Origin of the sequence: Flavonifractor sp. An10 (assembly GCF_002161215.1) — a bacterium.
GTDB classification, from domain to species: Bacteria; Bacillota; Clostridia; order Oscillospirales; family Oscillospiraceae; genus Flavonifractor; species Flavonifractor avistercoris.
Genome location: NZ_NFMB01000008.1, coordinates 1 through 25,526 on the forward strand (window position 1 = coordinate 1; position 25,526 = coordinate 25,526).

At 68.5% G+C, this 25,526-nt stretch carries 20 protein-coding genes; 7 read left to right on the forward strand and 13 right to left on the reverse strand.

Annotated features, from left to right (window positions below; all coding sequences use genetic code 11):
• The 11 genes from B5E42_RS14060 to B5E42_RS18965 all read right to left on the reverse strand — a co-directional run.
• Positions 1–206: hypothetical protein (locus tag B5E42_RS14060; RefSeq protein WP_204244420.1), on the reverse strand; the 206-nt coding region annotated here is incomplete at its 3' end.
• A 17-nt stretch (positions 207–223) separates the two neighbouring features.
• Positions 224–949 carry a YjjG family noncanonical pyrimidine nucleotidase gene (locus B5E42_RS14065; RefSeq protein WP_087240753.1) on the reverse strand — a complete coding sequence of 242 codons (726 nt, stop codon included), beginning with the start codon at positions 947–949 and terminating at the stop codon, positions 224–226.
• Between the two features lie 12 nt (positions 950–961).
• Complete coding sequence (locus B5E42_RS14070; protein ID WP_242967176.1) at positions 962–1,420, reverse strand: threonine/serine exporter family protein; 459 nt, start codon at positions 1,418–1,420, stop codon at positions 962–964.
• Positions 1,420–2,202: a threonine/serine exporter family protein gene (locus B5E42_RS14075; RefSeq protein ID WP_207651648.1), complete on the reverse strand. Its 783-nt coding sequence runs from the start codon at positions 2,200–2,202 to the stop codon at positions 1,420–1,422. The genes B5E42_RS14070 and B5E42_RS14075 overlap by 1 nt, the downstream gene beginning before the upstream one ends.
• Positions 2,203–2,497: 295 nt before the next feature.
• Positions 2,498–3,568 carry a glycosyl transferase family 2 gene (locus B5E42_RS14080; RefSeq protein ID WP_087240759.1) on the reverse strand — a complete coding sequence of 357 codons (1,071 nt, stop codon included), beginning with the start codon at positions 3,566–3,568 and terminating at the stop codon, positions 2,498–2,500.
• Positions 3,569–3,631: 63 nt separating this feature from the next.
• Positions 3,632–4,180: a collagen-like protein gene (locus B5E42_RS14085; protein WP_242967157.1), complete on the reverse strand. Its 549-nt coding sequence runs from the start codon at positions 4,178–4,180 to the stop codon at positions 3,632–3,634.
• A gap of 167 nt (positions 4,181–4,347) precedes the next feature.
• Complete coding sequence (rlmD, locus tag B5E42_RS14090) at positions 4,348–5,715, reverse strand: 23S rRNA (uracil(1939)-C(5))-methyltransferase RlmD (protein WP_087240761.1); 1,368 nt, start codon at positions 5,713–5,715, stop codon at positions 4,348–4,350.
• Positions 5,708–6,514: a hypothetical protein gene (locus B5E42_RS14095; RefSeq protein WP_087240763.1), complete on the reverse strand. Its 807-nt coding sequence runs from the start codon at positions 6,512–6,514 to the stop codon at positions 5,708–5,710. The genes rlmD and B5E42_RS14095 overlap by 8 nt, the downstream gene beginning before the upstream one ends.
• A 450-nt stretch (positions 6,515–6,964) precedes the next feature.
• Positions 6,965–8,041 (reverse strand): stalk domain-containing protein, encoded by a 1,077-nt coding sequence (locus B5E42_RS14100; protein WP_162613995.1) that lies wholly within the window; start codon positions 8,039–8,041, stop codon positions 6,965–6,967.
• Between the two features lie 116 nt (positions 8,042–8,157).
• Positions 8,158–10,056, reverse strand: a complete 1,899-nt coding sequence (locus B5E42_RS14105) for a leucine-rich repeat domain-containing protein (RefSeq protein WP_141242548.1) — start codon at positions 10,054–10,056, stop codon at positions 8,158–8,160.
• Positions 10,053–10,463, reverse strand: a complete 411-nt coding sequence (locus tag B5E42_RS18965; RefSeq protein WP_141242549.1) for a helix-turn-helix domain-containing protein — start codon at positions 10,461–10,463, stop codon at positions 10,053–10,055. Before B5E42_RS18965 ends, B5E42_RS14105 begins: the two co-directional genes overlap by 4 nt.
• 281 nt (positions 10,464–10,744) lie before the next feature.
• Here B5E42_RS18965 and secA point away from each other — a divergent pair, with 281 nt between their 5' ends.
• From secA to B5E42_RS14130, 5 genes are all read left to right on the forward strand, one after another.
• Complete coding sequence (gene secA, locus B5E42_RS14110) at positions 10,745–13,498, forward strand: preprotein translocase subunit SecA (protein WP_087240769.1); 2,754 nt, start codon at positions 10,745–10,747, stop codon at positions 13,496–13,498.
• 167 nt (positions 13,499–13,665) lie between these two features.
• Entirely contained in the window at positions 13,666–14,481 is an 816-nt protein-coding gene (gene pgeF / locus B5E42_RS14115) for a peptidoglycan editing factor PgeF (RefSeq protein ID WP_087240771.1), read from the forward strand.
• 406 nt (positions 14,482–14,887) lie between these two features.
• Positions 14,888–16,420 (forward strand): ABC transporter substrate-binding protein, encoded by a 1,533-nt coding sequence (locus tag B5E42_RS14120; protein WP_087240773.1) that lies wholly within the window; start codon positions 14,888–14,890, stop codon positions 16,418–16,420.
• A 20-nt stretch (positions 16,421–16,440) separates the two neighbouring features.
• A complete protein-coding gene (locus B5E42_RS14125; RefSeq protein WP_087240775.1) occupies positions 16,441–20,133 on the forward strand; it encodes a phosphoribosylformylglycinamidine synthase in 3,693 nt (1,230 codons plus the stop codon).
• 122 nt (positions 20,134–20,255) lie between these two features.
• On the forward strand, positions 20,256–20,495 hold the full coding sequence (locus B5E42_RS14130; RefSeq protein ID WP_087240777.1) for a phage-shock protein: 240 nt from the start codon (positions 20,256–20,258) through the stop codon (positions 20,493–20,495).
• A gap of 578 nt (positions 20,496–21,073) precedes the next feature.
• On the opposite strand, the gene B5E42_RS14140 is transcribed toward B5E42_RS14130, so the two are convergent.
• Together B5E42_RS14140 and yedF are read right to left on the reverse strand one after the other, a co-directional pair.
• Complete coding sequence (locus B5E42_RS14140) at positions 21,074–21,334, reverse strand: DUF3343 domain-containing protein (protein WP_087240781.1); 261 nt, start codon at positions 21,332–21,334, stop codon at positions 21,074–21,076.
• Positions 21,334–21,930: a sulfurtransferase-like selenium metabolism protein YedF gene (gene yedF / locus B5E42_RS14145; RefSeq protein ID WP_087240783.1), complete on the reverse strand. Its 597-nt coding sequence runs from the start codon at positions 21,928–21,930 to the stop codon at positions 21,334–21,336. The genes B5E42_RS14140 and yedF overlap by 1 nt, the downstream gene beginning before the upstream one ends.
• Before the next feature lie 161 nt (positions 21,931–22,091).
• Here yedF and B5E42_RS14150 point away from each other — a divergent pair, with 161 nt between their 5' ends.
• Positions 22,092–23,870 carry an FtsW/RodA/SpoVE family cell cycle protein gene (locus tag B5E42_RS14150; RefSeq protein ID WP_087240785.1) on the forward strand — a complete coding sequence of 593 codons (1,779 nt, stop codon included), beginning with the start codon at positions 22,092–22,094 and terminating at the stop codon, positions 23,868–23,870.
• Positions 23,857–25,215, forward strand: coding sequence for a penicillin-binding transpeptidase domain-containing protein (locus tag B5E42_RS14155; RefSeq protein ID WP_087240787.1), 1,359 nt, complete (start codon positions 23,857–23,859; stop codon positions 25,213–25,215). The genes B5E42_RS14150 and B5E42_RS14155 overlap by 14 nt, the downstream gene beginning before the upstream one ends.
• Positions 25,216–25,526 lie beyond the last annotated feature (311 nt).

Below are 25,526 nucleotides of genomic sequence, written 5' to 3' on the forward strand. Positions count from 1 at the left end.
GGGGTTGCCTCCGGCGTGGGGCTGGCGGAGGGGAGCGTGCGTGGCACCTCCGGGCTCTGGGCCCCGGCGGACTGGGCCGGGCCGCTGCCCAGGGAGGGGATGATGATCAGGGCCAGGCACACCGCCGCCGCCGCGGCCAGCAGGGGGATGGGATTGCGGCGGCGAGGCCGCTTCTGGGCCCGCTTGGGTTGATAATTCGTGGGCAAGTCGCACACCTCGTGTCTTATGTAATTTGTGTGGAAGCGTTCGTGCGGGGGCCGTCCCCCAGGATCAGCGCCCGGAGGGCGGGGAAGCCGTCCGCCTCCCAGGTGGGAACGACGGCCGGATCGCCGGGCAGGCGGCGGGGGTTGAACCAGGCCGTGTCCAGCCCGGCGTTTTTCCCGCCCTGGATGTCGGTGAGCAGGTTGTCCCCCACCATGAGCACCCGGGAGCGGTCGGGCTCCCCCAGGGCGCGGAGCACCGGGGCGAAGAAGGCGGGGTCGGGCTTGCTGGCCCCCACCTCCTCCGAGATGAACAGCCAGGGCACCACGTCCCGCAGGGGGGACGCCTCAAACCGGGCCCGCTGGGCCATGGCCACCCCGTTGGTGACGATGGCCAGGGTGCAGCAGGGGGCCAGCGCCCGGCACAGCTCCTCCGCCCCGGGCAGCAGGAAGGCCCCCTCCCCCAGGTGGGTCAGGTAGGCGTGGTTGACGGCGGCGGGGTCGCCGGAGCGGCCCAGGGCGCGGAGCAGCCGGGCAAACCGCTCCACCACCAGCCACTCCCGGGACACCTCCCCCCGGTCGAACTGGGCCCAGAGCGCCCGGTTGACGGCCAGGTAGGTCTCCTCCGTCTCCGGCGTGGCGGGCAGGCCGTACTCCGCCAGGGTGGTGCGGAGGGCCTCCGCCTCCGCACGGTCAAAGTCAAACAGGGTGTTGTCCGCGTCAAAGAGCACATAGTCGTAGCGTGGCATGGCAGCCTCCTTTCACCGCCGGGGTTCCCGGCGGCGGTAGCTGGTAAACAGCCGCACGGAGGAGGCCACCAGCAGCACCCCCACCGCCAGCGCCCCGGCCAGGCCCAGGGTGTGCATCAGCGTCTCCAGAAAGAGCTCCGTCTCCCCGTTGACGGCGTGCTCCATGGTGTAGTAGATGCCGCCGCCGGGCACCAGGGGAAACAGAGCCACCAGCAGGTAGCTGGTGACAGGGCACTTGCGCACCCGGGCCATCCCCTCCGACCAGGCGGAGATGACCAGGGCGGCAAAAAAGGATTGGATGATGTCGCTGTGCACCAGGGGGGCGGTGAGCAGGTAGCACAGCCATCCAAGCCCCCCGCCGCCGGCGCAGATGAGCATGCCCGCCGCGCCGTGGATGTTGAAGAGCAGGGAGAAGCCGATGCAGGCCAGGAAGGCGTAGACGCAGGGCATAAAGTAGGTGACCGTCTCCATCACAGCGCCCCACCTCCCCCGATGAGCCCGGTGACGCCCAGGCCCAGGGCGGTGCCCAGGGCGATGGCCGCCCCGATGAGCAGGGCCTCCGCCCCCTTGCTGATGCCCGCCACCATGTCGCCGGCCATGATATCCCGCATGGCGTTGGTGATGGCGATGCCGGGCACCAGGGCCATGAGGGCGCCGATGATGATCAGATCCCGGTGCGCCCCCAGGCCGGCGGCGGTGAGCAGCACCGCCGCCACGGCGGACACCGCGGCCCCCGCGATGGTCTTGAAGAACTGGTTGGCGCCGAAGCGGGCCATCAGGGTGGAGCACAGGCCGATGACCACCCCGCACAGCCCGCCGCATATCCCGTCCCGCCACGTGCCGCCGTAGAACAGGGAGAACATGCCGCAGCCCAGGAAATGGGCCGCCAGCTGGACGGGGAGGGGGTAGACCACGTGGAGGCGGGCGATGGCCCGCATGCGCCGCAGCGCCTGGTCAAAGGGGGGCGTCTCCTGGCACAGGCGGCGGCACAGGCCGTTGTACTTCTCCAGCAGGTAGATGTCGGTGCCGTGGGGGGGCATGCGCCGGATCTGGGTCAGGGGCCGCCCCTCCGGGGAGATCAGGCTGACGATGATGCAGTTGGGGATGGCAAAGACCTCTCCCCGGGGCACGCCGTAGGCCTCCAGCAGGCGGTGAATGGACTCCTCCACCCGGTAGATCTCCGCGCCGCTCTCCATGAGGCGGTAGCCCATCTCACTGACCATGTCCAGCAGCTTGTTGTAGTCCAGCTCCAATCCGGCATGCACCCGTCCTTTCGGAACCTCTGCCGCCGGGCGGGGCCGCCGCACCGATCTACAGACGGGGCAGCGGGGGGAAAAGTTGCGCCCCCCGGCGACAAATTTTGCGTTGTTTTTGGGGTACAGGGTGTCGAACCCTATACAGAGTAATCGTATCACGAAATATCCCCGCTGTCCAGAACAGACTTGTCCTTTTTTGCCCGGGCCGCCGGGATGTGCCGGGTGCCCTCTTTGCCCTGGGGTGGGAGCGGCTCCTGCCGGTGGGCGGAGCCGCTCCGGAGGCCGCGGAGGGTTAGCCGCCCAGCAGCTCCACATTCCGCCGGATGCGGGCATTGTCCGGCTCCAGCGCCAGGGCCTGCCGGGCGGCCTCCAGGGCCTCCGCCCGCCGCCCGGTGCGGTACAGGCCGATGGACAGCAGATCCCATGGCAGGCTCCCCCAGGCCCAGCCCTCGCAGATATAGGTCTGGGGCCGCGTCTCTATGGACAGGGCGGCGCGGCACAGGTAGGCCACCCCGTCCCACTCGCCGGACTCATAGAGCTGCCAGGCCAGCTCCAGCCACGGCTCCCGCAGGTGGGGCGCCTCCCCCACGGCCCGCCACAGCCACCGGCGGGCCTCCGCCTTCTCCCCCTTCTGCACGAGAGCCCGGGCGATGTAGCGCATGGAGGCGCACCGCTCGTCGGCCCAGACGGCCGAGGGCAGGGACAGGTGCCGCTTCAGGGTGCGGATGCAGTCGTCCCACCGGCCGTAGTATAGATATTCCCGGCCCAGGTAGTGGGTATTCCGGTCGTCTCCGGGAGCTTCTTCTACCGACAGCTCCAGCAGGGGCAGATACTGCCCCCGGGACTTGGACGGGTCGGGGTGGTGATCCAGCTGCACCCCCGGCGCCGCCGCCTTCCCGCCCGGCGGAAAGCCGGGCAGGCGCTCCAGCACCTCGTGAACCGGGTGCACCCACCGCCAGCCCTGCCGGGAGTGGATCTTTTCACTCCAGAACACCGTGTCCTCCCTCCCGTCGGGGCGGAAGCTCCAGGTGTAGCGGTAGGACGCCTGGACGGTGTCCGGCCCCCAGGCGCCCTCCAGCGCCGCCCGCCAGCCGGGGCGGAACACCTCGTCCAGATCGGTGCATACGCAGATGTCCGCGTCCTCCGGCACCAGGGCCAGGGAGCGGTTGCGGGCCGCGTCAAACCGCCAGGGGATGATCTCCTCCACCGCCACCACGGCGCCCAGCGCCCGCAGGCGCTCCGCCGTGCCGTCGGTGGAGCCGGTGTCCAGCACGTACACCCCGTCGGCCTCCCCCATGGAGGCCATCCACCGCGCGGCGAACCGGGCCTCGTTTTTGCAGATGGCATAGACTGCTACCTTCATATCAGAGTCCTCCGGATCAGATGCGGGGGCGGCGCAGATGCGCCGCCCCCGCTTTTGGGGCGTTCAGGAGTTGGCCAGCAGGCCGACGGCCCGCAGGTTGGCCAGCAGCTGGTTGAACTGGGTCAGCAGGGTGTTCTGGGTGGCGTTGGCCACCGCGGCCGCCGGAGTGACCGCCGGGCCGCTGGGGCCCGTGGGGCCGGCAGGGCCGGTGGGCCCGGTGGCACCCGCGGCGCCGGTGGGGCCGGTAGGCCCGGTGGCTCCCGCGGCGCCGGCAGGGCCGGTGGGCCCGGTGGGGCCCGCAGCACCGGCGGGGCCGGTGGGCCCAGTGGCACCCGCGGCACCGGCTGGGCCGGTAGGCCCGGTGGCACCCGCAGCGCCGGCAGGGCCGGTGGGCCCGGTGGGGCCCGCAGCACCGGCGGGGCCAGTGGGCCCGGTAGCGCCGTCAGGGCCGGGGATGCCCTGGGGGCCGGTGGGCCCGGTGGGGCCCGGCACGGGGCAGGGCGGCGGACAGGGCGGACAGCCGCAGGCGTGGCTCTCCATCCCGCAGCGGAAGCGGTTCATGGGGCTCTCCTCCAGGGGATAGCCCTGGGAGGGCGCGCAGAATTTAGACACGGGACATTCTCCTTCAACAGGCAGATTGCGGGGGAACGCTCTCCCGCCCTCCATCCTATGCGCCGCCGGCCGGAAACGGCACAGGGCCGGGGCCGGCATACGCCAGTCCCGGCCCTGTATTTTGGCCGCTGAATATGGCTCCCACTCAGATCGATAACCGAAAATCCTCAATCTTCTGCCTGATAATCGTCTCCGGCGCTCTGCCCGCGAGTCAGGAGCGCCACCGTCTCCACATGCTGGGTGCGGGGGAACATGTCCACCGCCTGGGCCTGCCGGAGCACGTAGCCGCGCCCGGCGAAGCGCTTCACATCCCGGCCCAGGGTGGCCGGGTCGCAGGAGACGTACACCACCCGGTCCGGGGCCATGTCCGCGATGGTGTCCACCACGTCCCCGGCCAGGCCCTTGCGGGGCGGATCCACGCAGATCACGTCGGGCCGCACCCCCTCCGCCGCCAGACGGCGGGCGGCCTCGCCGGCATCGGCGCAGAGGAAGCGGGCGTTGGTGATGCCGTTCCGGGCGGCGTTGGCGACGGCGTCGTCCACCGCCTCGGGCACCACCTCCGCCCCCCAGACGGCCCTTGCCCGCCGGGCCATGGCCAGGCCGATGGTGCCGATGCCGCAGTAGAGATCCAGCACCGTCTCCGCCCCCGTCAGGCCGGCCAGCTCCACCGCTTTGCCGTAGAGCACCTCGGTCTGGTTTGGGTTGACCTGATAGAAGGAGGGCACCGACAGGCGGAAGGTGAGGCCGCACAGGGTGTCGGTGAGGGCGTCCTCCCCCCACAGGGTGCGGTAGGAGTCCCCCAGAATCACGTTGTTGTGCTTCTGGTTCACCCCCAGCACCACCCCGGCCAGGCCGGGCTCCGCGTCCCGCAGGGCGCGCACCAGCTCCGCCTCCCGGGGCACCCCCCGGCCGTTGACCAGCAGGCAGCACAGACTCCGCCCCGCCCGGTTGGTGCGCACATACACGTGGCGCACCAGGCCGGTCTTGGCCCGCTCGTCATAGGCGGGGACGGCGTACCGGGCCATCCAGTCCTTCACCGCCGTGCGCAGGCGGCCCGCCGCCTCGCTCTGGAGCAGGCAGTCGGCCACGTCGATCACCTCGTGGCTGCGGGCCCGGTAGAAGCCGATGGCCCCCTTGGCCACGGGGAACTGGGCCTTGTTGCGGTAGCGCTCCGGGCTGGCCGCCCCCAGCACGGGGGGCAGGTCAATCTCCGCCCCGCCCAGGCGGCGCAGGGCGTCGGACACCTTGATGCGCTTGGCCTCCAGCTCCTCGGCGTAGCTCATGTGCCGCAGCTGGCAGCCGCCGGGGAAGTGGGGCAGTCGGGGCGACGCGGGCGGGGAGGGGTAGCACCTCCTGTACCGCCCCCACAAGACGGTGCGGCCCACGTGGTGAGGCACCATGCACTCTTCCCCCCGGATGCCCCCCTGGACAAACACCACCTGACCGTCCAGCCGGGCCACCCCGGCCCCGCCGCTGTCATAGCCGTCGATGGTCAGCCGGCAGAGCTGCCCCTCCCGGGGCCTGGTCTTATCCATAGACACTCACGTCCTCCATGCTTTCGTAGCTGAGGGTCACCTCAATGGGGCTGTTCACCCCGGGCAGCTCGCCGCCGGCCAGCCAGAACACATAGCCCTCCGCCGACAGGTAGAACCGCTCCGGCTGCCAGGCCACGGTGACCGCGTCCCGGCTGTCCTCCAGGCCGTACTGGGACACGAAGGCGTCCACCGCCCGCTCCCGCACCGTGTCGGCGTCGGTGAACACGCGGCTGAAGCCCAGCTTCTCCCCGGTGGCGGCGTCGAAGGTCTCGGCCAGCAGGAAGGCGGAGGGGTGGGCCGCCCCCTCGGCGGCGACGTACAGCTCCCGCCGGATGCTGATGAGGTCCTCATCCTCATAGGCCACGGTATAGGTCATCTCCTGGGTGGTGGGGGAGAAGGGGAAGCCGGCGGCCTGGGACACGTCGTAGTCCGCCACCGCCATCTCATACTGCTCCTCCGCCTCCAGCATGCGGCTGGAGCCCTCCTGCTTGTACCAGTCGTTGATGGCCGTCCCGGCGGGGCAGGCGTCGGTGTTCTGCACCAGGGGCAGGGTGAAGGAGGCCGTCAGCACCGTGGCCCCGTCGCCGGCGGTGAAGGTCTTGGCGAACACCTGGTCTCCCCACACGGGGGCCTCGGCCGCGGGGGTTGGGGTGGGGGTGGGCTCCGGCGTAGCAACGGCCGTGGGAGTGGGCTCGGCGCTGGGGGTAACGGTGGGCTCCGGCTCCGGGCCGGAGCAGGCCGCCAGCGTGAGCATCAGAGCGCCGGCCAGCAGGCCGGACAGGATTGCACGTCGTTTCATAACAGTCTCCTTTTCCAGGGGGTGGGTGGATCCTCTTCCATGCCTATTGTAATGCGCACGGAACAAAGCCACAAGCCTTGAAAGCAAAGATTTCAAGGCCCATTGGCTTTGTTCAGGTGCAGGGCTTTGGGTCTGTTTCAGCCCCAAAGCCCTGCACCTCCTGTGTCGGCATAGATATGCCGCCGCAGGAGGACGCATTGCAACAGTGTCTGAATGCTTCTCACAAGCGCCGAAATCGGCGATGGTGAGAAGCATTGCGCGGCAGTGCCGCGCGAATCGACCGCAAAGCGGTTGATTCACCAGACATTATTGTACCATCCCCCGGCCGGGCCGTAAATGGGAAAAGCCGTTTTGTAAGGTTTCGTAGCTGTTTTGTAAAAAACGGAGGGGCCCCGCCGCGCAAGCGGCGGGGCCCCTCCCCTTTGGAAAGAGAAAGATGGAAAGCAGGGCTCAGTCCCCCAGGGGGATGATGTTGAGGTAGATATCCACATTGCCGCTGAGGATCCTGATCTCGTCGCCGGAACCGGTCAGATACCAGGAGCCGGGCTGCAGCTCGCCGTTCTCCACCATGCCGCTGTCGCTGTTGGCGCCCACGCCGGCGTAGACGGGCACGGAGAGCTTCACCCAGCCGTCGGTGGAGCCTTTCAGGGTGCCGGACACAAAGTTGTCCGCCCAGTGCCACTCCCCGCCGTCTGTGCGGGTCTCATAGTCAATGGTCAAGCCATACTCCGCCAGGGCGTCCAGGCCGGCCTGGGTGCCGATGGGGGAGGCGCCAAAGCCGTAGCTCAGCGGGTCGTCGGGGTCGTCGGTGAGGTCGTCGCCGATGTAGAGAATGCCGTCGTAGGCGGTGGGGATGTGATTGTACACCTGATCCCCCTCCACGCCCCAGATCACCACGGGGGCGGCGTTGAACTCGTCGGGTTCATTGATCACGAAGCGGTAGGTGCGCTCAAAGGCCTCGCCGCCCCGGGGGGTGAAGCGAACCACCACGTCCTGGGTCTCCGCGGCCTCAAACCGGCCCTCGAACACCCGGTCAGCCTCGTTGTAGGTGATGCCGGCGGGCAGGGTGCCGGAGACGATCTCGGCGGTGAACTGGTCGGAGTCCTCCACCTGCCAGCGCAGCTCCTCATAGATCTCGTTGTAGAAGGTCTGCACCGTGCCGTCCTCCATGGTAACGTCCTCGGGGGCATGGGAGAGAATGTAGACCACATCCCGGGTGTCGGGGGCCGCGACGGAGGAGCCGGCGGTGCCGTTGACCACGGCGGCCTGCTGGGCGGCGTCGTAGCCCACCTCCAGGCCGAAGGCCTCGCTCATGGCCCGGATGGGCACGTAGGTGGTGCCGTTGTAGGCGAACACATCCACGGCGTTGCCGTTGACGTCGGTGGGGGTGAACTCCTCTCCGTTGACCAGCACCTTCATGCCGGTGAGCACCTCAATGGTGCGGGTGCCGCCGGCGGCCAGGGCGGCGGTGCCCAGGCCCAGGCACAGGGCCAGGGAGACGGCCAGAATACGGGTTGACTTTTTCACGCAGACACATCCTTTCATGGTACAACTGCCCTTTTTTGTACAAAAAAGGGGGAACTATGGCAAGCATACCACAGTTCCCGCCTCTTTTGGTGTGCGCCGCCGCACACTTTTGGGGATTATTGGCCGGTGATGGCAAAAGCGGCGCCGGGGCAGTCGGCGGCGATGTCCTCCACCCGGGCCTGGGGAACCAGCACCCCGTGGAGCCGGGGCAGGGCGGACAGGGCGGAGAAGTCCTCCACCCCGTCCAGGCCGCTGAAGGAGAAGGTCTCCAGCCCGATACAGCCCGCCAGGGGCGACAGGTCGGCGGCGGTGCAGTCAAATACGTTCAGGTTGCGCAGGCTGGGCAGGTTTTCCGCCCCCTCCAGCCCCGCCAGGCCGCCGTGTATGCGCAGATCGATGACCGGGCAGCCGGCCAGGACGGTGAGATCGTCCAGCCCCGCATCCCCCAGCTCCAGCACCGCCAGGTAGTCCAGCCCGGCGGCGGCCTCCAGGGCCTCCGCCGGCGGTGACCAGAGGAACAGCTCGTCCAGCGCCCTCAGCGCCCCCAGGGGGAACCAGTCCCCGCCGGAGACGGTGCGCCGGGCCAGAGACAGGGTGTCCAGGGGCAGCTCCGCCAGGAAGGACAGGCTGTCCAGTCCGGTGTCCGCCCCGTGGCCGGCGGACAGGTTGAGCAGCCGCAGCCGCCCCAGATCCGCCAGGGGGGAGGCGTCGGCCACGGGATTACCCCCCAGCCACAGCTCCTCCAGGCTGTCCATCTCCGCCAGGGGCGACAGGTCGGTGATCTGGTTGTCTGACAGGGCCAGCACCTCCAGCTCCAGCCTCGCCAGGGGGCTGATGTCGGTGATGGCCTGCCGGCACAGGTAGAGCTCCGTCAGGTTGGGCATGTGGGCGAGCAGAGACAGGTCGCTCACATCCCCCGCCGGGGCGGAGTACCGGCTCACGCTGTCCAGGGTACTCTCCAGCCGGTAGCCGTAGGCCGTCTCCGCTCCGAAGGTCTCCCAGCCCACCAGGGCCAGCCGCTCCACCCCCTCCAGGTCGGCGTAGGTGATCTCCCCGGCGGGCATGTCCAGCTCCGCCCGGACGGCCTTTTCCAGGCAGGCGGAGGAGAACGCCACCGCCCGGTCAGCCTGCCGCCCGGACAGGGCCAGGCCCCCCACCCCCAGGCAGAGGGCGATACAGGCCGCCCCGGCCAGGGCAATCCGCAGGCCCCTCCGGCGCTCCGGCCCCCGGAGGGCCCGGCCCAGGGCGGCGGCGGTGGGGTAGCGGTCGGCGGGGGAGAAGGCGGCGGCCTTGGTCAGCACCCGCCTGAGCCGCCGGGAGACGGGGGCCCCCTCCAGGGCGTCCCGCCCGTAGGAGCCGGTGAGCAGCCAGCTCAGGGTGGCCCCCAGGGCGTAGAGATCGGCCCGGCCGTCGGTCTGAGCGAAGCCGTACTGCTCCGGCGGGGCGGTGGAGCGGCTGCCCATGAGGCGGGTGTCGCTCTCCCGCTCCGGCTTGTACTGCCGGGCGATGCCGAAATCGATGAGGCCCACGGCCCCATCCTCCCCCAGCACGATGTTCTCCGGCTTGATGTCCCGGTGGATCACCGGGGGCTCCAGGCTGTGGAGCCGCTCCAGCAGGGCGCACACCTTTCGTCCGATGGACACGCACTGTTCCTCGGTGCAGCCCCCCGCCTTCTCCCGCCACTGCGCCAGGGTCTGGCCGGGCAGGAAGCTGCGCACCAGGTAGTGCCGCTCCCCCTGGGCAAAGCAGTCCGCCGCCAGGGGCGCCGCCCCGGCCAGGGCCGGGTAGAGCCGGGTGAGCAGGCGGAACTCCTCCTCCAGGTTCTCCCCCTCCCCGGACGCCGCCTTTAATACAAAGGGGGCCCCGTCGCACCGGCGGCGGAGCTTCCACACGCTGCGGCCGCCGTGCTCGGACAGGAGGGCCTCCGGCTCGTACACCAGCCCCACCCGCTCGGGCAGCTCCAGGCCGTCCAGCACAGCCCGATACTCCCGGCAAAATTGCTCCGTGTGGCTCACAGCAGCCCCTCCTCCCCCAGGGAGAGGAGCAGTTCGTCGGTCTCCTCCAGGCTCAGGCGGTGGCTCAGGCCGTAGAGCACCGCCGCGTCGGCGCGGCTGCGGGGGTAGAGCTCCGGCCGCCCCGCCCGGCGGAGGAGCCGCTGGGCCTCCTCCGCCCCCAGCTCCAGGGCCAGGGCCAGCCGCAGCAGGAAGTTGCGGGTGGGCGGCCGGGTGCCGTTGAACATCTGGTAGCCGTAGGAGCGCTCCAGGTAGCAGGCCCGGATGGCGTCCGCCGCCCGCCACCCCCGCTCCTCCAGCAGGCGGGAGAGGGTGCTGCTCAGCTCGAGCCGGGCAAATTCGGCGCCGGCAAGCAGCGCGGGCGTCTCTGACGCCCGGATGGCGCTGTGCAGCTCGTCGGTGGATTTCATGGCGGAATTGTCCCCCCTTACGGCCCTTCGGCCTTGTCTCTGTGTGCTCTTTGGGGATATTTTAAGGGATTTTATCCCATTTGAAAAGAGTTTACCACGTTTTCTTTCCCCACAGGTGTGCAAAACCGCACACTTTTTCATTCTCCCCCTTCCTGCCGCCGGTTTGTTCACAATTTCCCCTTTTTTATTGACAGAGGATATGATATACTAGGACACTGAATCAGCACGAAAACCCCCGGGGCCGCTGGCTTTGGGCGGAACAAGAAAGGTGAACAAGACCCATGGGACTGTTGAAGAAGCTCTTTGGCACCAGCTCGGAAAAGGAGCTGCGCGCCATCAAACCCATCGTGGACAAGATTGAGGCCCTGGACGGGGAGTATTCCAAGCTGACCGACGAGCAGCTCCGCGCCAAGACGGCGGAGTTCAAGCAGCGCGTGGCCGACGGCGAGAGCCTGGACGACATCCTGCCCGAGGCCTTCGCCGCCTGCCGGGAGGCGGCGTGGCGGGTGCTGGGCATGAAGCCCTACCGGGTGCAGCTCATCGGCGGCATCATCCTCCACCAGGGCCGCATCGCCGAGATGAAGACCGGCGAGGGCAAGACCCTGGTGGCTACCCTGCCCGCCTACCTGAACGCCCTGGCCGGGGAAGGCGTGCACATCGTCACCGTCAACGACTACCTGGCCAAGCGCGACAGCGAGTGGATGGGCAAGGTGTACCGCTTCATGGGCCTGACCGTGGGCCTGGTGATCCACGACGTGCCCCCCCGGGAGCGCAAGGCCGCCTATGACGCCGACATCACCTACGGCACCAACAACGAGTTCGGCTTCGACTACCTGCGGGACAACATGGCCATCTACAAGCAGGAGCTGGTGCAGCGGGGCCACGCCTTCGCCATCGTGGACGAGGTGGACTCCATCCTCATCGACGAGGCCCGCACCCCCCTCATCATCTCCGGCCAGGGGGATCAGTCCACCCAGCTGTACACCATTGTGGACAGCTTTGTCTCCAAGCTGAAGGGCCAGCGGGTGGCCAGCGTGGACACCAAGGAGGAGGAGGATCCCGACATCGACGCGGACTACATCGTGGATGAGAAGGCCCGCACCGTCACCCTCACCGCCCGGGGCATCGCCAAGGCCGAGCAGGCCTTCAACCTGGAGAACCTGGCCGATCCGGAGAACACCACCCTGTCCCACCACATCAACCAGGCCATCCGGGCCCGGGGCCTGATGAAGCGGGACATCGACTACGTGGTGAAGGACGGCGAGGTCATCATCGTGGACGAGTTCACCGGCCGCCTCATGTACGGGAGAAGGTACTCCGAGGGCCTGCACCAGGCCATCGAGGCCAAGGAGCACGTCACCGTGGCCCGGGAGTCCAAGACCCTGGCCACCATCACCTTCCAGAACTACTTCCGCCTGTACGGCAAGCTCTCCGGCATGACGGGCACCGCCATGACCGAGGAGGAGGAGTTCGGCACCATCTACTCCCTGGACATTGTGGAGATCCCCACCAACAAGCCGGTGCAGCGCGTCGACCACCCCGACGTGGTGTACAAGACCGAGGCCGGCAAGTTCCGGGCCATCGTGCAGCAGATCGAGGAGTGCCACGCCAAGGGCCAGCCCGTGCTGGTGGGCACCATCTCCATCGAGAAGTCGGAGGAGCTCTCCGGCATGCTCAAGAAGAAGGGCATCAAGCACAACGTATTGAACGCCAAGTTCCACGAGAAGGAGGCGGAGATCGTCGCCCAGGCCGGCAAGTTCGGCGCCGTCACCGTGGCCACCAACATGGCCGGCCGCGGCACCGACATCATGCTGGGCGGCAACGCCGAGTACCTGGCCAAGGCGGATCTGAAGAAGGCGGGCCTCAGCGACGAGATGATCGCCGAGTCCACCGGCTACGCCGAGACCGACAACCAGGAGATCCTGGACGCCCGGCGGATGTTCGCCGAGGCGGAGGCCAAATACAAGGAAGAGATCAAGGTGGAGGCGGACAAAGTCCGCGCCGTGGGCGGCCTGTTCATCCTGGGCACCGAGCGGCACGAGTCCCGCCGCATCGACAACCAGCTCCGCGGCCGCGCCGGCCGTCAGGGCGACCCGGGCGAGAGCCGGTTCTACCTGTCCCTGGAGGACGACATCATGCGCCTGTTCGGCTCCGAGCGGGTCATGGGCATGATGGAGAAGCTGGGCGTGGACGAGGACACCCCCATCGACGCCAAGATCCTCTCCAACGCCATCGAGAACGCCCAGAAGCAGGTGGAGTCCCGCAACTTCCAGACCCGCAAGACGGTGCTGGAGTACGACGACGTGATGAACACCCAGCGCCAGGTGATCTATGAGCAGCGGCGCAAGGTGCTGGACGGCGAGAACCTGAAGGACTCCATCCAGACCATGCTCACCGGCGTGATCACCAATGAGGTCAACGCCCACATGGGCGAGCTCAAGCACATGGACGCTGAGAACTGGCGGGAGGTGTGCGCCCAGTTCAGGGGCCTGTTCCTGCGGCCCGACGAGTTCAAGTTCACCGACAAGGAGCTCGAGCAGTACAGCGCCGACGAGCTCATCGGCCTGCTTCAGGAGCGGGCCAGCGACATCTACGCCCGCAAGGAGAAGGAGCTGGGCGAGCCCCTCATGCGGGAGCTGGAGCGGGTCATGATGCTCCGGGTGGTGGACGAGTACTGGATGGATCAGATCGACGCCATGCAGGATCTCCGCCAGGGCATCGGCCTGCGGGCTTACGGCCAGAACGACCCCAAGGTGGAGTACAAGCGCGAGGGCTATGAGATGTTCGAGCGTATGATCGCCGCCATCCAGGAGGAGACCCTCCGCCGCATCTTCCTGGCCCGCATCCAGGTGGGCGGCGAGGTCAAGCGGGAGCGGGTTGCCAAGGTCACCGGCGAGAGCGCCGGCGGCGACGGCACCGTCAAGAAGCAGCCCGTCAAGAAGGGCCAGAAGATCGGCCCCAACGAGCCGTGTCCGTGCGGAAGCGGGAAGAAATTCAAGAAGTGTACCTGCAAGGAGTACCATCCCGATTTATAATCGTCCAAGCGGCTTCGCCGCTCGGACGAGAGGGATACAGCCCGCTGCGCTGCGGCCGCGATTTATCGCGGCCCTACGGACAGAATCCAAACCCTGCATATCTCTATGTAGGGCCGCCATATATGGCGGCCGGCGGCCAGCCGGCACCTCTATGAAGGAGAACATCCATGAATATCACCGAACACAATCAGAACGGTTTGGTGTACCTGACCGCCGACGGCTTCGACGCCGCCGGCGGTGTGGCACACGGCTTTTCCACCCGCCGCGGCGGGGTGTCCGAGGGGATCTTCGCCACCCTCAACCTGAGCATGAACCGGGGGGACGACCCGGACAGGGTGCGGGAGAACTACCGCCGCTTCTGCGCCGCCATCGGCGTGGACGTGGGGAAGATCGTCTGCGCCAGCCAGGTCCACGGGGACACCGTGCGCACCGTCACCGCCGCCGACCTGGGCATCGGCCTGGACGAGGGGGAACCCTGGAAGGCCGACGGCCTGATCACCGACATCCCCGGCGTGGTGCTCACCATCTTCACCGCCGACTGCCTGCCCATCCTGCTCTATGACCCGGTGCGCCGGGTGGTCGGCGCGGTGCACTCCGGCTGGCGGGGCACCGCCCTGGGCATCGCCGCCAAGGCGGTGGAGCGGATGGTGGACTGCTACGGCTGCGACCGGATGGACATCCTGGCCGCCATCGGCCCCGGCATCTCCAAGTGCTGCTTTGAGACCCACGAGGACGTGCCCAACGCCATGACCGAGGCCATGGGCGCCGCCGCCCTGTCCGCCATCGAGGTGCTGCCCACCGGCAAGTTCCACGTGGATCTCAAGGCCCTCAACGCCAAGCGGCTGGAGAGCGCCGGGCTGGATCCGGCCCACATCGCCGTCTCCCCCGACTGCACCTGCTGCATGCCGGAAAAATACTGGTCTCACCGGGCCACCCACGGGGAGCGGGGAAGCCAGGCGGCAATGATCGCGTTGACGGTCTAAGGGGCATCCAATGGCGTCTTAGGGGACTCCGTCTGGACTTTTATCGGAAGCGCCCCCGGCGCTTCCGACCCCTAGATACGAGCCTGCGTGCCGGCAAAGCCGGCGACTTGGCTCGATACCCCCGGTTTCGCGCCCCGTGGCGCGGGTCGGGGTGTCTTTCCGGGAAATGAATTCCCGGAAAGACTGATTTTCCATTTCTTTTTCCCGCAGGGCGGGGAAAACGCTGCGGGGCCAAAGCCTTCCCCCCACAGGGGGGAAGGTGCCGAGCGAAGCGAGGCGGATGAGGGGGACTGCCCCCACCGCTGACGCCCCCTCATCAGTCAGCCTTCGGCTGCCAGCTTCCCCCCTGAGGGGGGAAGCCCCGGGGTGGTGGGCACCGATGCCCCCGGAAAGGAGGTCACCTGCCTTGCGAAAAATCATAGCCGCCCTGCTGGCGGCGGCCCTGTGCCTGGGGCTGGCCGGCTGCGGGCCCGCGCCGGAGCCGGAGGTGACCCCCACCCCCACGCCCAGCGCCACCCCCGCGCCGGAGCCGGCGGAGTTCGCCTTGGCCTGCTACCCGTCGGCGGGGTTCCACCCCATCACCGGCACCAACCGCACCAATCTGAACCTGGCCGGGCTGGTGTACGAGGGGCTGTTCGAGCTGGATCAGGAATTTCAGGTTCACAACGTGCTGTGCGCCTCCTATACTGTGTCCGAGGACGGCCTGACCTGGAGCTTCCGCCTGCGCCCCGGCGTCACCTTCTCCGACGGCAGCGCCCTCACCGCCGCGGATGTGGTGTCCTCCCTGGAGGCCGCCCGCACCAGCGCCCTCTACTCCGCCCGGTTTGCCGACATCGGCGCCGTGTCCGCCACGGCGGACGGCGGGGTGACCGTCACCCTCACCCGGGCCAACGGGAACCTGCCCGCCCTGCTGGACATCCCCATCGTGCGGGAGGCCGGGGCCGTCCCCCTGGGCACCGGCTCCTACGTGCTCACCGGCGCGGGGGAGAGCTGGAGCCTGACGGCCAACCCCAACTGGCGGCAGGGGGCGGAGAACCTGTCCCTGCAGTCCATCCCCCTGCGGGCCATCCACGAGGCGGACGAGCTCATCCGCGCCTTTGACACCCGGGAGGTCACCCTGGTGTCCACCGATCTGACGGGCACCAACTCCCTGGGCTTCTCCGGCTCCTTCGACACGGTGGACTACCCCACCAGCACCATGCTCTACGTGGGCTTCAACACCGTCTCCGGCCCCTGCGCCAGCGCGGCGGTGCGCCAGGCCCTTCTGCGGGCCTTCGACCGCTCGTCGGTGGTCACCGCCCGCCTGTCCCGCCACGCCCAGGCCGCCGCCCTGCCCGTCTCCCCGGTCAGCCCCCTCTACGACGCGGAGCTGGCCCAGTCCCTGGCCTACGACACCGGGGCGGCAGAGGAGCTGCTCACCCAGGCGGGGTACAGCCGCTCCGACGGGGTGTGGCAGCGGCGGGGGACGCCCCTGTCCCTCACCCTGGCGGCCCCCACCAACAACCCCACCCGGCTGGACGCGGCGGAGCTGCTGGCGGCCAACCTCACCGACCTGGGCATCCAGGCGGAGCTGGCCGCCCTGTCCTGGGACGACTATGTCCAGGCCCTGGAGGCGGGGGATTTCGACTTGTACCTGGGGGAGGTGCGCCTCACCGCCGACTTCGACCTCACCGCCCTCATCACCCCCGGCGGGGCACTGAACTACGGCGGGTACAGCAATGCCCAGGCCACCAGCCTGCACAGCGCCTTCCGGGCCGCCTCCGGCACGGCCAGGACGGAGGCGGCGGCCCAGCTCTATGCCCAGCTGGCCCAGGAGCCGCCCTTCGCGGTGATCTGCTTCAAGAACTGGTCGGTGCTGATGCAGTGGAATCAGCTCTCCGGCCTGACCCCCACCCAGCAGAACCTGTTTTACCAGTTTGACCAATGGGAAATTTCATAAAGAGAGATAGGGGAGAGTGTATGGGAAACGTATTTCGCTGTTTTGTAGAGAAGAAGTCCGGCTACGATGTGGAGGCGGAGGGGCTGTTCCATGAGCTCCGGCATACCCTGGGGCTCACCGGCCTCACCGGCGTGCGGGTGCTCCGCCGCTACGATGTGGAGGGGGTGGACGAGGCCGTCTACGCCGCCGCCCGCACCACCATCCTGTCCGAGCCCCAGGTGGATAAGCTGTGGGACGAGAAGATGCCCGCCCCCCGGGGGGAGCACACCCTGCTGGCGGTGGAGGCCCTGCCGGGGCAGTACGACCAGCGGGCCGACTCCTGCGCCCAGTGCATCCAGATGATGACCGGCGGGGAGCGCCCCGCCGTCCGGGCCGCCACGGTGTACGTGCTCCAGGGCACCCTCACCCCGGAGGAACTGGACAAGGCCAGGGGCTACCTGATCAACCCGGTGGAGAGCCGGGAGGCCGCCCTGGACAAGCCGGAGACCCTCCGGCAGAGCTACCCCGTGCCGGAGGATGTGCCGGTGCTGGACGGCTTCGCCCACATGAGCGAGGAGGAGCTGCGCCAGGTGCTGGACACCTACGGCCTGGCCATGGATCTGGCGGATCTGAAGTTCTTCCAGCAGTACATGTTTGAGGAGGAGCTGCGGGATCCCACCCTCACCGAGCTGCGGGTGGTGGACACCTACTGGTCTGACCACTGCCGCCACACCACCTTCTCCACCCACCTGGACGGGGCGGACATCGCCGACGGGCAGGTGAAGGCCGCCTATGACCGCTACCTGGCCGCCCGGGTGGAGGTGTACGGCCAGGAGAAGGCCGCGGCCCGGCCCCAGACCCTGATGGACATCGCCACCATCGGCGCCAAGACCCTGAAAAAGCGGGGCCTGCTCCCCGAGCTGGACGAGAGCGAGGAGATCAACGCCTGCTCCATCCACGTGCCCGCCAAGGTGGACGGGAAGAAGCAGGACTGGCTGCTCATGTTCAAGAACGAGACCCACAACCACCCCACCGAGATCGAGCCCTTCGGCGGCGCGGCCACCTGCATCGGCGGGTGCATCCGCGACCCCCTGTCCGGCCGGGTGTACGTCCACCAGGCCATGCGCCTCACCGGCTGCGGCGACCCCCGCACCCCGGTGGAGCAGACCCTGGCGGGCAAGCTGCCCCAGCGGAAGATCGCCCAGACCGCCGCGGCGGGCTACTCCTCCTACGGCAACCAGATCGGCCTTGCCACCGGCCACGTGGCGGAGCTCTACCACGAGGGCTACATTGCCAAGCACCTGGAGTGCGGCGCGGTGGTGGGCGCGGCCCCGGCGGCCAACGTCCGCCGGGAGCGGCCCGCCCCCGGCGACGTGGTGATCCTCCTGGGCGGGCGCACCGGCCGGGACGGCATCGGCGGGGCCACCGGCTCCTCCAAGAGCCACAACCTCAAGAGCCTGGACACCATGGCCTCTGAGGTGCAGAAGGGCAACGCCCCGGAGGAGCGCAAGCTGCAGCGGCTGTTCCGGGACGGGGAGGTCACCCGCCTCATCAAGCGGTGCAACGACTTCGGCGCCGGCGGCGTCAGTGTCGCCATCGGCGAGCTGGCTGACGGCCTGTCCATCGATCTGGACGCGGTGCGCAAGAAGTACGACGGCCTGGACGGCACCGAGCTTGCCATCTCCGAGTCCCAGGAGCGCATGGCCGTGGTGGTGGGGCCGGAGGACGTGGACGCCTTCCTGGCCGCCGCCCAGCGGGAGAATCTGGAGGCCTATCCGGTGGCCACCGTCACCCAGGAGCCCCGCATGGTCATGACCTGGCGGGGCCAGGTGGTGGCCGACCTGTCCCGGGCCTTCCTCAACACCAACGGCGCGGTGAAGCACGCCAGCGTGTCCGTCCCCGCCCGGCCGGACGGAGTGGCCCAGCCCAAGGCCCCCGCCCTGCGGGAGATGGCGGCCAGCCTGAAGTCCGCCTCCCGCCGGGGCCTCACCGAGCGGTTTGACGGCTCCATCGGCGCGGGCAGCGTGCTCATGCCCTTCGGTGGAAAGAGCCAGCGCACCCCCGCCCAGGCCATGGCCGCCCTGTTCCCCGTGCTGCCCGGGCAGGAGACCGACCAGGCCAGCGTCATGGCCTGGGGCTGCGACCCCGACCAGCTGTCCGCGGATCCCTATTCCGGCGCCCACAGCGCGGTGTACACCTCGGTAGCCAAGCTGGTGGCCGCCGGCGCGGACTACAAAACCGCCTATCTCACCCTCCAGGAGTTCTTTGAGAAGCTGCGTGCCGACCCCGAGCGGTGGGGCAAGCCCTTCGCCGCCCTGCTGGGGGCCCTGGACGCCCAGCTGGAGCTGGGCGCGGCGGCCATCGGCGGCAAGGACTCCATGTCCGGCTCCTTCCTGGAGCTGGACGTGCCCCCCACGGTGATCTCCTTCGCCATCGCCCCGGTGAAGGCCGGGGAGGTGCTCTCCCCCGAGTTCAAGGAGGCGGGCCACCCGGTGTACCTGTTCCACGGGGAGGGGCCCGAGGGGCAGAAGGCCGCCTGGGAGGAGTTTTACGCCCTCCACAAGGCCGGCAAGGTGAAGGCCGCCTGGGCCGTGGAGAACGGCGCGGCGGAGGCCGTGATGAACATGGCCTTCGGCAACGGCATCGGCTTTGCCGCCGATTCCAAGGCCGGCGCTCCCTGGTATGCCTCCCGCCCCGGCGACCTTGTGGCGGAGCTGACCGGGGACGTGGAGCTGACCCACGGCGGGAAGCTGGGCGCCACCACGGCGGAGCCGGTGATCACCATTGGGAAGGACTCCGCCCCCATTGACGAGCTGCTCTCCCTCAGCGAGGGCGTGCTGGAGGACGTGTACCCCACCCGGGCCGGCGCCTCCGGCGCGGTGAAGGCCATCTCCTGGGACAAGCGCTCCCCGGCGGTGCGCAAGCGCCGGGTGGCCCACCCCAAGGTGGTCATCCCCGTGTTCCCCGGCACCAACTGCGAGTACGACTCCGCCCGGGCCTGCCTGCGGGCGGGGCTGGAGCCGGAGATCCTGGTGGTGCGCAACCTGACCGCCGCCGACTTGGAGGAGTCCGCCCTGGCCCTGGAGAAGGCCATCCGCAAGGCCCAGATCCTGTTCCTTCCCGGCGGCTTCTCCGGCGGCGACGAGCCCGACGGCTCCGCCAAGTTCATCTGCTCCTTCCTGCGCAACCCCCGGCTCACCGACGCGGTGCACGACCTGCTGAAAAAGCGGGACGGCCTGATGCTGGGCATCTGCAACGGCTTCCAGGCGCTGATCAAGCTGGGCCTGGTGCCCTACGGCGAGATCCGGGACATGGACGACAAGTGCCCCACCCTGACCTACAACACCATCGGCCGCCACCAGAGCCGGTACGTCACCACCCGGGTGGCCTCCGTCCAGTCCCCCTGGATGCTGAAGTCCAGCGTGGGCGACCTGCACACCATCCCCGTCTCCCACGGCGAGGGCCGCTTTGTGGCCCCCCGGGCGGAGGTGAAGCGGCTTATCGCCGCCGGCCAGATCGCCACCCAGTATGTGGGGGCCGACGGCAAGCCCTCCATGGACATCGACGCCAACCCCAACGGCTCCCTGGAGGCCATCGAGGGCATCTTCTCCCCCGACGGCCGGGTGTTCGGCAAGATGGGCCACTCGGAGCGCCGGGGCCCCTACGTGGGCGTCAACATCCCCGGCGACAAGCACCAGCCCCTCTTTGAGAGCGGCGCGGAGTACTTCCGGTAACGAGTATAAAAAATGTGGGACAGCCGGCGGCTGTCCCACATTTTTTATCTGATTTTAAGGATTCCTTCAGGGCAGTTTTACCTGGGCGTGGTAAGCTGTATCCATCAAAAGGAGGAATTGCTATGCTGACGCTGTTTACCCTCGGCATCATCTGCCTGGTGGCCGTGGTGGCCATCCCCGTGGTGTTGCTCATCATCGGCCTGCCCCTGATGCTGCTGCTGGGCCTGCTGCCCTGGCTGCTGCGGGTCGCCGGCGTGGTGCTGCTCATCAAGGCCATCCTGGATCAGCCCACCCGGTGGGAGAACTTCCTGCCCGCCATCGCCGCCTTCGCCCTCTCCGTTCTGCTGGGCTGGATCTTCTGAGCCCGTGCCGGCGATGTGGGACATCCCCCGGCGGGTGCGGCTTTCCGGCCTTCTGTAGGGCGCGGCATCCCTGACGCGCCGCTTTTTACCGGGGTGTCCACCCCTCGCAGGGCGCGCCTGCGCGGCGGGCGCACCGCTTTTGCTGTCAAAAGCGGTGGGAAAACCACCAGGGCCTGCGGGCCCTGGACCCGGAGTCCATGGCGGCGGTGCGCTGTACGGACAGAGCAGAGACCGGGCCAGCATTGCCGCCCGTTCTATCGGCACTCACGTTACAGGCGCTGCCGCGCCTCGGGTTGCACGCATCGGGATTACCCTGCAAGCCCTGAAAGTTGTTGCGCTGTGCCAACTTGGCCCGCTGGGCCGCCATCGGTGCTGTGCCTCCGAACTGCACTGGCGGCCGCGGCGGCGTTTTTGCTAGGGCTTGTTTGAAAATTGGCGATGTGTCCAGCGGCGAGGAATTTTGGGCCGCTGGCAAGCAATTTTTTCGCAGGAATCCTGACGGATTTCAAGGAAAAATTGCGCCGTCCAGGGGGCAAAAGGCCCGCCGATTGGGCATGTTGACATGTTTCAAACATGCCCTAGGGCAGCCGCTCCGCCCGCAGAGCGCCGCCGCTGCCGGTGACGCCATAAAAGGCGTACTCGCCGGGCTTCAGGGTGGAGGCGGCCAGGGCGGCGCGCACGGCGTCCAGATCCTCTGGCTGGAAGCGCACCGCGATGCCGCAGCCCAGGGAGATCTCCCGCAGCACCGGCATGGTGAGCACATCCGCCACCCCCCGGAGCACCTTCTGGGCGTAGATGGCCCCGTAGGTGGAGGTGAAGGTGATCACGCCGTAGTCCATTACAGGGAGATCACCTTGCCCGCCTTCTGCATGCGGGTGACAATGTCGTACATGTTGCTCACCGTGCCCACCCGGAGCCGGTCGGTGAGGCCGTAGAAGTTCAGGCAGGTGCCGCACACCAGAATCTCCACCCCGGCGGCGGACAGGGCCTTCAGGTGCTCCACGACCTGCTCGTCCAGGGTGGGCAGCTTGACCCCGGCGTTCATGAAGAGCACCGCCCCCGGCTTGTCCTCCCCCTGGGAGAGGGTGTAGAAGAACATGCGCATCAGGTTGGTACCCAGCTCCCGGTCGCCGTCGCCGATGATGTCCCGGCCCACAAACACCGCCCAGTCGCCGCCGGGGGCGGGCAGGGGGGAGTTGACCGCCTCCTCGCAGGCGGCGCAGCCGGTGCGGGTGAACGTGACAGAGAACACGCCCTCCGCCTCGGCGGCGGCGGCGTCAAAGCCCTGGTTTTCCGCTAAACGCTTCAGGTTTTCCACCGCCGTGGTGTTGTCCACCAGGACGGTGAAGGTGCTCTCTCCGGCGGAGATGGCTTTCTTTGCCATGATCACTGGGGTGGGGCAGGCCTTGCCCCGGGCGTCGATGATGGGAGACATGGGCTCACGTCCTTTCCTGTTCGGTAAGGCCATTATAACGCCGCAGGGGCCAAAATGTAAAGAATTCATGAAGAAAGCGGAAGCCTGCCCGGCTTCCGCTTTTTTACCGCCCGGATTTGTGGTATACTGGGTTGCGAATTTCCCGGAAAGGAGGCGGACAAGTGGATCTGCTCTTACAGTGGCTGACGGACAACCCCCAGTTCTGCGGCTGGTTCACCACCCTGGTGCGGTTTCTGTTTCCCATACTGGCCCTGATGATCCTGATCCGAACCATCCACTCCCTGCTGATGGTGCCCTGCCTGCCGGAGGTGTGGGCCTACCTGACCCTGCCCAACGGCGCCCAGGAGCCGCTGACCCACTGGGAGAACATCCTGGGCCGGGGCGGCAACTCCGACGTAATCCTCAACTACCCGGTGGTGTCCCGGCAGCACGCGGCCCTGATCCGCCGGGAGGACGACACCTGGACGGCCTACGACCTGGGCTCCAAGGGGGGCGTGACGGTGAACGGCAGGGCGGTGGCGGACTCCGCCCCCGTCCAGTACGGAGACGTGATCGGCCTGGGGGGCGTGGAGACGGTGCTCCTCCCCCTCTCTCCCGAGGAGAAGGCCCAGCGCCGCCAGCGCCGGCGGGCCTACCGGCCCGTGTCCCCCTGGCTGGGGCTGATCCTCCTCACCGTCTTCCAGGTGCTTACCGCCGTACAGCTCACCATCAGCGAGGGGGCCAACGCCACGGCGGTGATCCCCCTGACCTTCCTGCTGCTGACGGGGGTGATGTGGCTCTACTTCCTGGTGCTGCGGGCCTGCCGGCAGGTGGGCTTTGAGATGGAGACCATCGCCTTCTTCCTGTCCACCCTGTCCCTGGCGGTCACCGCCTCCTCCAACACCGGGGCGCTGCTCAAGCAGTTTTTGTGCGTGGCTATGGGCCTGGCCGGCTTCCTGGTGCTGGGCGTCTTCCTGCGGGATCTGGATCGTGCCAAAAAGATCCGCTGGCTTATGGCCGGGGCGGCCATGGCCCTGGCGGCGGTCACCCTGCTGCCCGGCGTGCCCACCCAGTACGGCGCGGCCAACTGGCTCACCATCGCGGGGGTGTCCGTCCAGCCGTCGGAGCTGGCGAAGATCTGCTACATCTTCGCCGGGGCCGCCACCCTGGAGCGGCTCTTCCACAAGCGGAACCTGGGGCTGTTCATCCTGCTCACCGGCGTATGCCTGGGCTGCCTGGCCCTGATGAGCGACTTCGGCACCGCCGCCATCTTCTTTGTCACCTTCCTGGTGATCGCCTACCTCCGCTCCGGCGACTGGGCCACCCTGGCCCTGATCTGCGGCGGCGGGGTGTTCGCCGTGCTCACCGTGCTCTCCCTCAAGCCCTACATCCTCCGCCGCTTCGCCACCTGGGGCCATGCCTGGCAGAACGCCTCCACCGGCAGCGGCTACCAGCAGACCCGCACCATGGCCTCCGCCGCCTCCGGCGGGCTGGTGGGGGTGGGCCCCGGCGAGGGCTGGCTCCACAACGTGGCCGCCGGGGACACCGACCTGGTGTTCGGCATGCTGTGCGAGGAGTGGGGGCTGATCATCGCCCTGCTGGCGGTGGGCTCGGTCATCACCCTGGCGGTGTTCGCCGTCCGGGCCTGCCGGGCGGGGCGGAGCTCCTTCTACGTCATCGCCGCCTGCGCCGCCACCTCCATGATGGTGTTCCAGACCTGCCTCAACGTGTTCGGCGCGGTGGACATCCTCCCCCTCACCGGCGTCACCTTCCCCTTTGTGTCCAACGGGGGCACGTCCATGATCTCCTCCTGGGGGCTGCTGGCCTTTTTGAAGGCCACCGACACCCGGCCCAACGCCAGCTTTGCCATCCGGCTGCCCTCCCGGCGGGAGGATCGGAAAAACGCCGCCCTGGCCCCCCAGGCCGGGGAAGAATGGGAGGCGGACTATGAAGAAAATTGAAAAACGGGCCCTGCTCTGCCTGCTCCTGGCCGGCGCCCTGCTGGCGGGCACGGTGCTGTTCGTGGGCCGCTTCCTGGTCAACGGCTCCTCCTGGGCCTCCTTCCTGCCGGTGTTCAGTGGGCAGCCCGCCACCGGCCGGGTGCTGGATCGGGACGGGGATGTGCTCACCTGGGTGGATGAGGACGGGAAGCGCCGGTACTATGACGGGGCCACCGTGCGGGAGGCCACCCTCCACGCCGTGGGGGACGCGGAGGGCCGCATCGGCACCGGGGCCCTGGTGGCCTTCGCCGACAGGTTGTCCGGCTACAACCTGCTCACCGGCTCCTACTCCCCCCTGGGCCAGGGCAACGACCTCTACCTCACCCTGGACGCCCGGTACAACTATATTGCCTACCAGGCCCTGGGCGGCCGCAAGGGGGCGGTGGGGGTGTACAACTACAAGACGGGGGAGATCCTCTGCATGGTGTCCGCCCCCTCCTTTGACCCGGCCAATCCCCCCGACATCCAGGACGGGGACGAGCGGTACGACGGCGTGTACCTCAACCGCTTCCTCTCCGGCACCTTCACCCCCGGCTCGGTATACAAGACCGTCACCCTGGCCGCCGCCATTGAGAATATCCCCGATTTGTACGACCGCACCTGGACGTGCACCGGCTCCACCACCGTGGGGGACGGCACCGTCACCTGCCCCTACGCCCACGGGGAGCAGGACATCTACGCCGCCCTGTCCAACTCCTGCAACGGGGTGTTCGCCCTCCTGGCCGACGAGCTGGGGGAGGACGTGCTGGCCCGGTACACGGAGAAAGCGGGGCTCACCGCCTCCTACTCGGTGAACGGCATCCGCACCGCCGCCGGCTCCTTCAGCCTGGACGGCCTCACCGCCAACGAGCTGGGCTGGGCCGGTGTGGGCCAGTACAACGACCTGGTGAACCCCTGCGCCCTCATGGTGTACATGGGGGCCATCGGGGGCGGCGGCAGGGCCGCCGTGCCCGAGCTGATCCTGAAAACGGAGAACGCCCTGGGCCTGCCCTCCCTGCCCGCCTTCACCAAACAGACGGGCACCCTGATCGCCGCCGACACCGCCGAGCGCCTGGCGGACATGATGGGGCGCAACGTCACCGACCAGTACGGCTCCTCCCGCTTCCCCAACATGGACATCTGCGCCAAGAGCGGCACCGCCGAGGTGGGGGGCGGCAAGTCCCCCCACGCCTGGTTCGCCGGATTCCTCCGCAACGAGGACGCCCCCTACGCCTTCGTGGTGCTGGTGGAGAACGGCGGCTCCGGCGCCGACGTGGCCGGCGCCGTGGCCGCCCAGGTGCTGGACGCGGTGGTCAACGGGTATTGATTCCTGTGGGACACATGCCCGGTGGGGCGCGACGACTCGGCGCACCCAATGGGGCCCCCCGCGGCGACCCAACGGAGTGGTCGTCGTGGGGAGAGGAGGCCCAGCGGAGGGAATGAGCTTTCGCGTTTACGCGGAAGCGAATGATCCGCAGCTTGGGCCGACGATGTAGGGGCGACCTGTGGTCGCCCGCTGTTATCGGGGCTCCCCGGGGGCGGGCCTGCCCGGCCGGGGCACCGCTTTCTTTCCGAAAGAAAGCGGTGGGAAAGAAAGGGCCGGGGGTTCTTTTTTGAGGTGGCTTCGCGTTGATTTTC